Below are 12524 nucleotides of genomic sequence, written 5' to 3' on the forward strand. Positions count from 1 at the left end.
GGGTAACCGAACCGCTAGTTTTTAACCTAGCCCTATACGCTGATAGGACTAGATTTTTTAAAGACTAACTTGCTATTTATTCATTGCACTAATTAAGAACGCTGAAATTTTAGCGCCTTCACGTAATGTTGTTTCTGAACTTGCTTGGCCTACTAATGAGCTGTCGGTAAATGGCGCTATTTCCATCATGTCGGCGCCAGTAATTGGAAACTCATCGGCAATAGCTTGTAAAATATCCAGTGCATGTTGCGGGGTTAAGCCGTTATCTTCTGGTGTGCCCGTGGCTGAGGCAAATTCGGCATCGAGTGCATCTATGTCAAAGCTTACATATACTTCATCTACGTTATCGGCTTTAAGCTGCGCAATGGTTTCATCTGCAACCGCTTTTGCACCACGCTCTATTATTTCATTAGCCCAATGTTGTTTTACACCAAAGGTGCTTTCCCAGTGCGATTTAGGTTTACCGCTTGAGCGAATACCAAACTGGATTAAATGATGCGGTGCAGGTAAAAACTCTAAAATATGCGTACACCACGAGCCAAAACATATATCGATGCCTAAGCGCTCTACTAATAAATCGGTATGCGCATCAAAATGAATAATAGCGGTACGTTTGCCTTGCTCGCGCTTAGCTTTTAAATACGCTTTAGTTAGCGGGTAGCTGATTGAGTGATCGCCCCCAATACCAAATATGCCTTTATCTTTAAATGTTGCGTAAAAGCTGTCACACACATCTTCGGTAATAGAAAGCGGGCTTACGTAGTAATCATCGTTTTTATCGCCGTATAGGGCTTTTTGGCAGTTTGAAATTGTGGCGTCGTTTAAGTATTTATCATGTAATAAATGCGGTATAACACGCACATCACCTAAGTCGAAAGAGCGGCACTGGGTTTGCTGATCAATCAAGGCTGAGCGTAAGAATAATGGCCCCCAGTTTGCCCCACGTAAAATACCGCCGCCACAATCTGAGCTAATACCTAACATAACCGCTTTGTGAGGAGATTCGGGTAATTGTGTTAAAGAATCACGCCACAAAACATCAACATTTTCGCTTTGCCCATACAATTTATTACGTAATGCCGCTTTACGCTCTTTCGCGGTATTAACTGTAAATACACCATCGCCAGGTGCACATAAACAGTGCTCTACTTTACGTTTAAACGCGTCAAATTGTGTGCTCATAATAAATCCTATACTTGTGTGTTTTATTCATGTGGTTTTGATTAGTTATGCAAAAACTAAAATTATCGGCTTATTTGTAATTAACGCGTAATGCGCTCACTTATTGCTCAAGCATTATTTACACGCTTAAATAAAAGCCGTTAAAATAAAGCCGAAATCCAACCATAACTATTTGTTATTAAATAACTAAAAACGCTTCAAACCACGTATTGATAAATTTAAATTATCACCATAATCAATACATATAGACTCTCAATAAACAAGTCAACCACCCGCCTTTTAACGAACTTTAAGCCTTTGATTTAATATTCAATGTGAATGAATAAAGCCATCATTTATAAGTATTTTTCAACATCGGACATACGTCCTGTACTTAGTTTACATTTGCCGTAATGATGCTAGATTGACAACAAATTTTTATAAAAAGGCTTAGTTATGGAAAAGGTATTTCACTTAGGATTATGTATTGACGATTTAAAAGGGGCTGAACTTGCTATTGTCCCTGGTGACCCAGATCGTGCTGCACGCATTTCTCAATTCCTAGACAACCCAACCTGCCTTGCTCAAACACGTGAGTTTCATGTTTATTTAGGCCAGTTAAATGGTCACTCTGTGGTGATTTGTTCAACCGGTATTGGCGGCCCTTCAACCTCTATTGCTGTAGAGGAGCTTGCACAGCTTGGCGTACGTACTTTCTTACGTATTGGTACTACTGGGGCAATTCAGCCACATATTAATGAAGGTGATATTTTAGTAAGCCAAGCGTCTGTGCGTTTAGATGGCGCAAGCCAACACTTTGCACCACTTAGCTACCCTGCGGTATCTGACTTTTTTGCCACTCAAGCTATGGTGCAAGCGTGTAAAAACCTAGATATCGACTTCCACATTGGTATTACTGCCTCAAGCGATACATTCTACCCAGGGCAAGAGCGTTACGATACGCACTCGGGTTACGTACCTAAGTCATTACAAGGTAGCTGTGAAGAGTGGCAAAACCTAGGTGTGATGAACTACGAAATGGAGTCTGCTACCTTATTTACCATGTGTGCAGCGCTAGGCCTTAAAGCGGCGTGTGTTGCTGGTGTATTGGTTAACCGTACTCGCCAAGAAATTCCAAATGTTGATCACGGTGAAATTGAGAAAAAATCAGTGGCTGTGGTATTAGAAGCTGCAAAAGTACTATTAGGCTAATGCCTTTTTAGCGCTTTAATAAAATGCATAAAGCACAGCAATTGCTGTGCTTTATTGTTTTTAGCTTAATCTAAATTCTGGTTACCTTAGCTTTGCGCTAATCACTTCTATTTCTGGCAAATTGCTAAAGCTTGCAAGTACAGCACGTGCTACTCCCCCTTGGTTTTCATGACCTTGGGTTTCTAACAGTGTAATTGCTTTAATCGTTTTATCGTTAAAGCTAAGACCCGCTAAAAACAATTGACTAAGCGCACTTTGTAGTGGCGAAAGGCTTGGGCTGTAAGCCGCGTTTTCTGCATAACTGCCGTAAAAGTCACCATTGTTAAAGGTGCTTATTTTAACTGCGCTAAAGTTGTTACTGTAAGGTACGTAGGCCATTAGCGCCATGGCTGCTAGTTTTTCATCAAGAGCTGTATCTGCAAATGTGTGTTGCTGCTGTTTTGGGTTAAACAGGCTAAAATCGTTGCCTAAATCAGTGGGGCCAAATGAATGCGGTAATAAATCAGCTAATTTAAAATGTTGCTCTGGCAGTAAAATATCAAACTCTTTTGCATCAGCCAGTTCGTTCATAAACTGCCTGCAATAACCACATGGGGCATCGCTAATTGCTATTTTTAGTATTTTTTTTGCGCCATTTAACCACGCATTGTTAATCGCCGACTGCTCTGCATGCACGACTAAACTAAGCGCTTGGTGATCAAACTCTACATTAGCACCAAAATAAAAATTTATATCACCTTGCTCATCAAGTGCTTTAACAATAGCTCCCACATGAAAATGAGAAACAGGAGCCACCGAAAATTCAGACGCTAAAGGCACTAAACCTTGTAATAACGCGTCATCAGATACATTAAGTTGCGCGCACAACTGGCTAATATCGTTAGGATGTAAAATACCGCGCTGGGCTTTTAATTGGCTGCGTAATGCTTGAGTTTGCGTAACGCTTAGTGAGATATGTGAATTTGTGAGTGCTGTGTCTTGTTGCACAGTAAAAGTTGCTGATGCCATAACATATTATAATTATTTAATGGCTAAGTAGTTTAAAAGGTTAGGCGCCTAAATGCCAGCAAAAAAAGGGAGCACACTGTGCTCCCCTATTTTTAAGTTAAAGTAGACTAACCAGTATTGCGCATACCTGCAGCAATACCTGTCATGGTGATCATTAATGCATTATCAATATCACCTTCACTTACTTTATCGCTTGAGCGCGAACGACGCAGCAGCTCAACTTGCAGTACATTAAGCGGATCGGTGTACGGATTACGCAGCGCAATCGACTCTTTTATCCATGGCTGATCTGCCAATAAGCTATTTTGCGGGCTAAGCGATTGCACTAAGCTAATTGCTTCTTCTAGCTCTTTACGTAACGAAGTACCTAGTGGTTTGTACATGTCTTCCACCAGCGCGTTATCGTAATGCTCACTTAACCAGCTATCGGCTTTACTAAATACCATTTCTAGCATTTCAAGGCGTGCTCTGAAAAATGGCCATTGCAGGCTCATTTCGTGCAGTGTTTCTATGCCGTATTTATCGAGTGCCGCTTTTAAGCCTGTTAATGCGCCAAGCCATGCAGGTAACATTAAACGGTTTTGGCTCCATGCAAAAATCCATGGAATAGCACGTAAGCTCTCAACCCCACCATTTGGGTTACGTTTCGCAGGACGCGAGCCCAACGGTAATTTAGACAGCTCTAGCTCAGGCGTTGCCATTCTAAAGTAAGGAACAAAATTTTCATCATGGCGAACCACATTACGGTAGTGATCGCACGACTGCTCGCTTATCAACTTCATTACTTCACGCCATTCTTGCTTAGGCTCTGGCGGTGGTAATAAGTTACTTTGCAGTACGGCACCCGCGTAAATATTTAAACTTTGCAGTGCTACATCGGGTAAACCAAACTTAAAGCGGATCATTTCGCCTTGCTCAGTTACACGCAAGCCACCTTTTAATGAACCAGGCGGTTGTGAATGCAGTGCTTGTGCAGCAGGTGCCCCACCGCGCCCTACCGTACCACCACGACCATGGAATAAAACAAGTTCAATGCCGCGCTCATCGGCAAGCTGCACTAGTTTATCCATTGCTTCGTACTGTGCCCAGCCTGCGGCCATCATGCCGGCATCTTTAGCTGAATCAGAATAACCAATCATGACATTTTGGGTATTTTTAATATGCCCGCGGTACCATACGTTATCAAGCAACGTGGTAATTACATCACTACCAGCGTTTAAATCGTCAAGCGTTTCAAACAAAGGCGCTACTGGTAAATCAAACTGACAGCCACTTTCTTTTAAAAGCAGTTGTACAGCTAAAATGTCAGAGGCGGTACGCGCCATTGAAATAATGTACAAGCCAAATGTTTTTTCATCTTGCTTAGCTATTACATCAAAGGTGTCGAGTACTTCTTGCACCTCTGGACTTGGTTGCCAGTTTTTAGGAATAAGCGGGCGGCGTGAGTTAAGCTCGGTAAGCAAAAATGCTTGTTTGTCTTGCTCTTGCCATTGGTTGTAATCGCCTAAGCCTAGGTGGCGTGTAAGCTCAGAAAACACATCGCTGTGGCGGTCTGAATCTTGGCGTACATCAAGTTTTGCCAAACGCAGGCCAAAGCTATTTATACGGTGCAGTAAATCAAGTAATAAACCATTGGCGACAACTTTCATGTTGCACTTTAATAAAGAGCGATAGCACACCTCTACTGGGTGCTTGATTTGATTTATATCAGTGATTAAGTCTTCTGAATCGCTGCGCTTATTCTTAATTTTTGCACCTAAATGCACCACTGTTTCAGAGACTTGGTTTTTAAGCTTTTTAAGTACAGCGCGATAAGGTTCAAAGTCTTGTCCTGCCAGCTCAATTAGCTCATCGCTTGCATCTGACATGCTCAGCTCTGCGCTTAGCGTGTCAATATCACGGCTGTATAAATCAAGCGCCATCCAACGACCATGGTCAAGTACTTGCTGTGTTACCTGTGCGGTTACAAATGGGTTACCGTCACGGTCTCCGCCCATCCAAGAGGTAAACTCAATGGGGCTGTAATCAATTGGGAGCTCTAAACTTAAATGCTCTTTAACTTGATCTGAAAACTCACGTAAAAAACGTGGCACAGCATGCCATAAGCTGTTTTCAATAACAGCGTATCCCCATTTAGCTTCATCAACTGGGCTTGGGCGAGAACGACGAATATCATCGGTGTGCCATGCTTGGCTGATAAGCTGAGCGATACGGTTTAAAATAGCTTCACGCTCTTGTGGTAAATTGTCTTTGCGCTCAAGCGAGGCTAAACAATCACTTAATTCTACGTGCTTATTAATAATGGTACGGCGCGTCACCTCGGTTGGGTGAGCGGTTAATACTAAGTTTATGTGGAGTTTTGAGAGTGTTTCGGCCAGATGATTACTATCTAATTGGCCTTCTTTTGCTTTTGCAGTTAACGTTTTTAATGTTTGAGTGAGAGGGTTTAGTTGGCAAAAACCAACATCATTAAAACGCGAAACAGTGTGGAACTGCTCTGCTACATTAGCTAAATTTAAAAAATGATTAAATGAACGGGCAACCGGTAAAAGCTCTTCATCACTAAGCGCATGTAGTACCTCAATTAGCGCTTGTCTGTCGTCTTCGTTACCACTGCGAGATGACTTTGATAAAGCACGAATTTCCTCTACTTTATCTAAAATCGCTTGGCCTTGGGCATCTTTAATAGTTTGTCCTAGTAGCTGCCCAAGTAAATTAACATTACCTCGCAAGGCGGCATATTGTTCACTCATTTCTCAGTCTCCTTTGTTTCATGGAATGCTATTAATATCATCATGAGCGCAGATTTAATAGATCCATTTGCAATGGTGAATCGTAATTAGCTATATGTAAATTATTAGAAAACGGCTTTTATGATCATTTTTTACGACGCCAGCTGCCCGCTTTGCAATACCGAAATGCAGCACCTTAAAGATGCTGATACTAAACATAAAATTGTTTTAGAAGACCTTAATAGCCACGATTTTAGCGCACGTTATCCAAGTGTTAATAAAAACAAGGCCATGGCTATATTGCATGCACAGTTACCAACTGGGGAGATGATTTACGGCTTAGATGTTACCTATCAAGCGTGGAAAACAGTAGGAAAATACCGCTGGTTGAAAATTTTTCGCTTGCCAATAATTCGCTACTTCGCTGACGCCGCCTATGTGTTTTTTGCAAAACACAGACAAAAAATAAGCCGTTTGCTCATGCCAAACGCCTCCTGTTTAAACGGCCAATGCACTGTTAATACAAAGGACAAACAATGAAAACAATTGTTTTATTTGGTGCCAGCAGCGCAATAGCACAAGCTTATATTGAGCACCTACAAATAAATGCACCCACAGTGCAAGTTATATGTGTTAGCTCAAAAAAGGTAGATACAAATAGTAATGTTGTTTACCTAAAGAGCGATTACACAGCGCAAAGCTTAGCCAAGGTTACAACTTACTTAAAAGAGCAAAATGCCCAGATTCAACAAGTCGTTATGTTTAACGGCACATTGCACAACAAAACCCACATGCCAGAAAAAAAGCTAGAAGAGCTAAACGCAGACTATTTTAGTGAATTATTTAATTCCAACACACTCACTCCCTTGCTGTGCTTACAAAGCATTTTGCCGGTGTTAACACATAAAACGCAGTGCACTATAACGGCGCTCAGTGCGCGTGTGGGCAGTATTAACGATAATAAATTAGGCGGTTGGTATACATACCGCGCATCTAAAGCGGCCTTAAACATGCTATTTAAAACCGCAGCGGTAGAACTGGCGCGCCGAGCTAAAAATACTAAACTGGTGTTATTTCATCCGGGCACTACCGATACAGCGCTTTCGAAACCATTTCAAAAAAACGTACCTGCGGATAAGCTTTTTAGCGCTGAATTTGTAGCTAAACAGCTTTTTACACTTACGTTTAATAACCCTCATATAGAACTTAACGGTGAGCCCGCCTATTTAGATTGGCAAGGCGAAGCCATCCCCTGGTAAGGACCTTTAATGCATTTTACTAAAGAGCGCATAAACGCACTTGAAAAACACACTCGTACCCATTTAATTAATTCACTTTCGGGTTTTAAAAGCGCCAACTTAATTGGCACGCAAGACAAGCAAGGCAATACAAATGTAGCTATTGTTAGCTCGGTTATTCATTTAGGGGCTCACCCGCCATTGGTTGGCATGATAATGCGCCCTAACAGCGTGCCTCGCCATACGTTTGAAAACATCATAGAAACCGGCTGTTACACCATTAACCAAGTTAATAAGGCCATATATAAGCAAGCTCATCAAACATCAGCTCGCTACGATAAAGGCGAGTCAGAATTTGACGCGACAGGTTTAACGCCAGAATACCTAAATGAATTTACAGCCCCGTTTGTGCAAGAGTCGCGATTAAAATACTCTGTAAGATACGTTGAGCACCAACACTTAGCCGTTAATGGCACAGAGCTGGTTATAGGTGAAATTACCGATGTGTATTTAGATGAAGCGGCGCTACAAAGTGATGGCTTTTTAGATTTACAAGCCATTGAAACAGTGGCTGTAACAGGGCTTGATAGTTACCACACCAGCAATAAATTATCGCGTTTACCTTATGCTAAAAAACCTTAGCATGCATGTTGTCGCATAATATTGAATTATGCTTTTACATTAAACACAATGCCTAACACCAAACTGCTTATTGGGGCTTTTTAACATTTTAGTGAAATTTAATTTGTTCAATTGCTCAAGTATTTATGCAGCTTGGTATTGAAACCAAGGAGACTTTTATGGCCACACTAGGCGTTGGTACACACACAAGCGAGCAAGCATTAGCGGGATTAAGCAATATGACCGCCAATGTAACCCCTATTCAAGCAGATGAATATTTACAGCGCATTGCAAAAGCACAAGCTTATATGCAAGCAAATAATATAGATGCAATTTATTTAAATGCAGGTACAAATCTCACTTACTTCACAGGTATGAAATGGTATGCAAGTGAGCGCATGGTTGGCGCCATTTTACCCGCTATAGGCGATGTACAATACATAGCCCCTTATTTTGAAATTGGCACCCTAAACGGCTTTAAAGTGATTGAAGGCCCCATTCATGGCTGGCAAGAACATCAAAGCCCGTATGCGCTATTTGTTAGCGTACTAAAGCAATTCAACATACCTGACAATGCCACAATAGGCATTGATGAAAGTACACAGTTTTTTATATTCGACGGTATAAACAAAGCGCAAAAAGGCTTAAATATAGTTAATGCACAAAGCGTTACTGCACATTGCCGCATGCATAAGTCGGTAAACGAATTAGCGCTCATGCAATGCGCAATGGATATGACTTTAGCTGTACATCAAGCAACTGCAAGCATGCTATATGAAGGTATTACCACCACAGAGGTAGAAGCCTTTATTAAAAAAGCGCATCAAAAGGTAGGTGCGCCAGGTAACTATTTTTGCATTGTTTTATTTGGTGTGGCGACCTCATTTCCACATGGCGTTAAAGATGCGCAAGTGCTTAAAAAAGGTGATATGGTATTAATAGATACCGGTTGCAAAGTGCATGATTACCTTTCAGATATAACCCGCACCTATGTATTTGGTGAGCCAACAGTGCGCCAGCGCATGTTTTGGGATCATGAAAAAGCAGCGCAACTCGCCGCCTTTAGTGCTGCAAAAATTGGCGCTACGTGTGAAGCAGTTGATGCAGGCGCTCGTCACTATTTAGCGGCTCAAGGATTGGGGCCACAGTACCAAACACCGGGCTGCCCGCATCGTACGGGCCATGGTATTGGCTTAGATATTCACGAATGGCCTTATTTAGTCGGTGGAGACAAAACCCCACTTGCACCTGGCATGTGTTTTAGTAACGAGCCAATGCTAGTAATACCTGATGAATTTGGTGTACGTTTGGAGGATCACTTTTATATGACCGACAACGGCCCGCATTGGTTTACACAACCAAGTTATAGTATTGACGACCCGTTTGGGCTGAACGCTTAAACCCTTTATAAAGAGCAGCCATTAGCTGCTCTTTTTAGTTTGAGGATTGATAATGCATACTTCATCCCAATATCGTTTGTTATACCAAAGCAATCCGCAAAAGGATGAATATGAAAAACTTTAAAATTGATATCGTGTCAGACGTAATGTGCCCATGGTGCGTAATAGGTTACAAAAACCTAGAAACAGCGCTTGGCCAACTTAAAGACGAGATGAGTGCAGATATTACATGGCATCCTTTTGAGCTAAACCCTGACATGCCGCTTGAAGGTCAAAATTTAAACGAGCACCTAATGCAAAAGTACAACCTGACTGAAGAGCAAGGCGATGAAAATCGCAAAAACATGTTCGAAGCAGGTCAGCGTGCCGGGTTTACCTTTAATTTTGATGGTGAGCGCATCATGATCAACAGCTTTGATTTACACCGCCTACTTACTTGGGCGCGTGAAGAAGATAAGCAAACCGAATTAAAGCTTGCCATGTTTGAAGCACACTTCACCGATTTAAAATACTTAAATCAAGAAGAGGCACTGCTTGATGTAGTAGAAAGTGTTGGCCTTGATAAAGAACAGGCGCGTAGTATTTTACACTCAGATAAATACGTTCAAACAGTACGCCAAGAGCAAGACCGCTTTAAGCAAATGGGTATTACTTCAGTCCCTACATTTATTATCAACGATAAATATGCAATCAGTGGCGGACAACCAAGCGATTCATTTATTCAAGCGCTAAAACAAATTAGTGAAGAAGAAGCCAAGCAAGACGCTTAGCAAGTAAGCTGCTGTTTAACATATATAAGGCTGCGCAATGCAGTCTTATATGATTTTAAAGGTGCAGCGTGACTTTACTGTCTACGTGAGCCGATATTTCTATAAGCTTTTAACAAAAACCCACTGCTACTCAAACTTTACCTTCTGCGCTTTTATAAAAGTGCTGGCACTATACGTGCATTGTCTATTATGTGTTCTTAACGAGTGTGCTGCGCGCTATTTTATTTCAAATGCCACGTAAATATTACAACGTGCCATTAAATTATTTCAGACCGCCATTCACTCACTATTACTTAAGGGCTAACGAGTAACTAAATACGCATAAGGAGCAAGCATGGCTAAGTCAGCAACATTATACAGAATGGTAACTAATGAGCATATTTGCCCATTTGGACTCAAATCAAAAGATTTACTTAAGCGAAAAGGCTATAAGGTAGATGATAAGCCGCTGACTTCGCGCGAAGAAACCGATGCATTTCAACAAAAGCACAATGTTGATACCACACCACAAACATTTATCGATAACGAACGCATTGGCGGGTATGACGACCTGCGCACTTACTTTAATAAATCGGAGCCTGGCCAACAAGGTACTACTTATACTCCCGTAACGGCCATTTTTGCTGTTACCCTATTGCTTGCCTTTGCATTTAGCTACTCGACTGGCTTTGCACTTTTTTCTATGCATACAGTTATGCTGTTTGTCGCGTTAACAATGGGTGTACTTGCTATTCAAAAATTACGCGACTTATACAGCTTTAGTAATTCTTTTATAACCTATGATTTATTTGCGATGAAAGTAGTGAGATATGCTTATGTGTATCCATTTTTAGAAGCATTTGTAAGTATTGGCATGATTGCAGGGATTTCAGCTTATATTGTTGCACCAATTTCTTTATTTATTGGGGGTGTTGGCGCCGTGTCGGTGATTAAGGCTGTTTACATAGACAAACGAGAGCTTAAATGTGCCTGTGTTGGCGGAGATAGTAATGTACCGCTGGGGTTTGTCTCTCTGACCGAAAACCTGTTTATGATTGCGGCGGGTATCTGGATGTTTATTAAATAACCTTAATTCAGGTTAAATAATGAGCTTGATAACTAAGCGGATTATTTTACATGATTGGTATTTTAGTGTAAAAAAGGCTACTAACTAAATAATAAAAGGAATTAAAATGAAATACTTACTGTCTATCATTGCCGCTCTAATCATTACTGGCTGTACTACAACTCCACTTCAAGACAGTCCTACCGCAACAGTAAAATCAACAGTTCCCCCTAAATACCCTGTTGCAGAGGTGCGTAACAAAACAGAAGGTTTTGTTACCATGTCTTATGATGTAGATAGTTATGGGCGCCCAAATAATATTAAAGTTATTAACGCTAAACCTGAACAAGTGTTTAATAGCGAAGCCAAACGTGCCCTATCTAAATGGCAATACTCACCTAAAGTTGTTAATGGTGTTGCTGTACCTGATAAAAACTTAGAAATGACAATTGAGTTTAATTTGGATAATTAATAATCGGGTAAGGTTATATCTTAAAGGCTGCAGTGTGCAGCCTTTTTAGTATTTGTCAGCGAGCTTATTAAGTACGATAAAGCACTTTAATTACATGCCAGCCAAATTTAGTTTTAACTAAATGTGGCTCTAAAATAGCGCCATTAAAGGCTATTTTGTCAAACTGCGGAACCATTTGCCCGCGTCTAAATTCGCCAAGGTCACCGCCTTTTTTACCTGATGGGCACGACGAGTATTTTTTAGCTAAGGTTTGAAACTTGGCACCTTTACCTAATTGCTTAATAATGTCTTCTGCTATTTCTTTGTGTTTAACCAATATGTGGAGTGCGTGCGCTGTACTTGCCATTTCAAAGCCCTGATAATTTAAAACGCGGCGATTTTAGCACAGCCACCTAAACCTAGCATCTACTTATAGCTAAGTTAACTCAGCCAATTATAAATAATGTTTTGCGTCCTCTGGGTTGGGTATTCTGCAATACTGATATTTGCCAAATAAGGTATAGCGGTTTAAAGCAATTTTATCGTACAGCCAATTATTAAATGTATTGGGTAAAACACTAAATGCAGTGGCTAGTTTAAAGGGATAACCTAGCTGCTTAACCACTTCAAAAAAAGCATGGCTTTGCGTGTACGCTTTGCCGTTTTGTAGGTAAACCATTGAGGCGTATTGTGTGGTTGAAAAACCAAAGTGAGTTAATAACACTGCACCTTTTGGGGATTGCACGCTGCACAATTTAAAAATGGCAGTGGCATCGTTACTAATTATAAAATTACACCACGCACTACATAATTTGCACTGTGCATCGAATAATATAATTTTTTGATTACGCATTAATGTAGCCGCATCATCACTCATTTTATACCC

At 40.9% G+C, this 12524-nt stretch carries 13 protein-coding genes; 8 read left to right on the plus strand and 5 right to left on the minus strand.

Annotated features, from left to right (window positions below; translation table 11 throughout):
* Window positions 1–72: 72 nt before the first annotated feature.
* Window positions 73–1182 carry an arginase family protein gene (locus NQT65_RS06970; protein WP_256850789.1) on the minus strand — a complete coding sequence of 370 codons (1110 nt, stop codon included), beginning with the start codon at window positions 1180–1182 and terminating at the stop codon, window positions 73–75.
* Between the two features lie 435 nt (window positions 1183–1617).
* On the opposite strand from NQT65_RS06970, the gene udp reads away from it, so the two are divergent.
* Window positions 1618–2373, plus strand: a complete 756-nt coding sequence (gene udp / locus NQT65_RS06975) for a uridine phosphorylase (protein WP_004588758.1) — start codon at window positions 1618–1620, stop codon at window positions 2371–2373.
* Window positions 2374–2454: 81 nt separating this feature from the next.
* On the opposite strand, the gene cdd is transcribed toward udp, so the two are convergent.
* Both cdd and ppc read right to left on the minus strand, forming a co-directional pair.
* Window positions 2455–3381 carry a cytidine deaminase gene (gene cdd / locus NQT65_RS06980; protein WP_121638428.1) on the minus strand — a complete coding sequence of 309 codons (927 nt, stop codon included), beginning with the start codon at window positions 3379–3381 and terminating at the stop codon, window positions 2455–2457.
* 107 nt (window positions 3382–3488) lie between these two features.
* Window positions 3489–6134: a phosphoenolpyruvate carboxylase gene (gene ppc, locus NQT65_RS06985; protein WP_126009065.1), complete on the minus strand. Its 2646-nt coding sequence runs from the start codon at window positions 6132–6134 to the stop codon at window positions 3489–3491.
* A 120-nt stretch (window positions 6135–6254) separates the two neighbouring features.
* Between ppc and NQT65_RS06990 the strand changes: the two genes are divergently transcribed.
* The 7 genes from NQT65_RS06990 to NQT65_RS07020 all read left to right on the plus strand — a co-directional run bounded on the left by NQT65_RS06990 (window position 6255) and on the right by NQT65_RS07020 (window position 11659).
* A complete protein-coding gene (locus NQT65_RS06990; RefSeq protein WP_138684677.1) occupies window positions 6255–6653 on the plus strand; it encodes a thiol-disulfide oxidoreductase DCC family protein in 399 nt (132 codons plus the stop codon).
* Window positions 6650–7372, plus strand: coding sequence for an SDR family NAD(P)-dependent oxidoreductase (locus NQT65_RS06995; protein ID WP_256850790.1), 723 nt, complete (start codon window positions 6650–6652; stop codon window positions 7370–7372). The genes NQT65_RS06990 and NQT65_RS06995 overlap by 4 nt, the downstream gene beginning before the upstream one ends.
* Window positions 7373–7381: 9 nt before the next feature.
* Window positions 7382–7993 (plus strand): flavin reductase family protein, encoded by a 612-nt coding sequence (locus tag NQT65_RS07000; protein ID WP_256850791.1) that lies wholly within the window; start codon window positions 7382–7384, stop codon window positions 7991–7993.
* A 158-nt stretch (window positions 7994–8151) separates the two neighbouring features.
* On the plus strand, window positions 8152–9372 hold the full coding sequence (locus NQT65_RS07005; RefSeq protein ID WP_256850792.1) for a M24 family metallopeptidase: 1221 nt from the start codon (window positions 8152–8154) through the stop codon (window positions 9370–9372).
* A 110-nt stretch (window positions 9373–9482) separates the two neighbouring features.
* Window positions 9483–10142, plus strand: coding sequence for a DsbA family oxidoreductase (locus NQT65_RS07010; protein WP_256850793.1), 660 nt, complete (start codon window positions 9483–9485; stop codon window positions 10140–10142).
* Window positions 10143–10476: 334 nt separating this feature from the next.
* On the plus strand, window positions 10477–11208 hold the full coding sequence (locus NQT65_RS07015) for a MauE/DoxX family redox-associated membrane protein (RefSeq protein WP_256850794.1): 732 nt from the start codon (window positions 10477–10479) through the stop codon (window positions 11206–11208).
* A gap of 106 nt (window positions 11209–11314) precedes the next feature.
* Window positions 11315–11659 (plus strand): TonB family protein, encoded by a 345-nt coding sequence (locus NQT65_RS07020; RefSeq protein ID WP_029771693.1) that lies wholly within the window; start codon window positions 11315–11317, stop codon window positions 11657–11659.
* A gap of 67 nt (window positions 11660–11726) precedes the next feature.
* Here NQT65_RS07020 and NQT65_RS07025 read toward each other — a convergent pair whose 3' ends face one another.
* On the minus strand, window positions 11727–12005 hold the full coding sequence (locus NQT65_RS07025) for a peptidylprolyl isomerase (protein ID WP_004588770.1): 279 nt from the start codon (window positions 12003–12005) through the stop codon (window positions 11727–11729).
* An 87-nt stretch (window positions 12006–12092) separates the two neighbouring features.
* Window positions 12093–12515, minus strand: a complete 423-nt coding sequence (locus NQT65_RS07030; RefSeq protein WP_256850795.1) for a thiol-disulfide oxidoreductase DCC family protein — start codon at window positions 12513–12515, stop codon at window positions 12093–12095.
* Window positions 12516–12524: the final 9 nt, after the last annotated feature.

The sequence above is a fragment of the Pseudoalteromonas agarivorans genome, from assembly GCF_024518735.1.
GTDB classification, from domain to species: domain Bacteria; phylum Pseudomonadota; class Gammaproteobacteria; order Enterobacterales; family Alteromonadaceae; genus Pseudoalteromonas; species Pseudoalteromonas atlantica.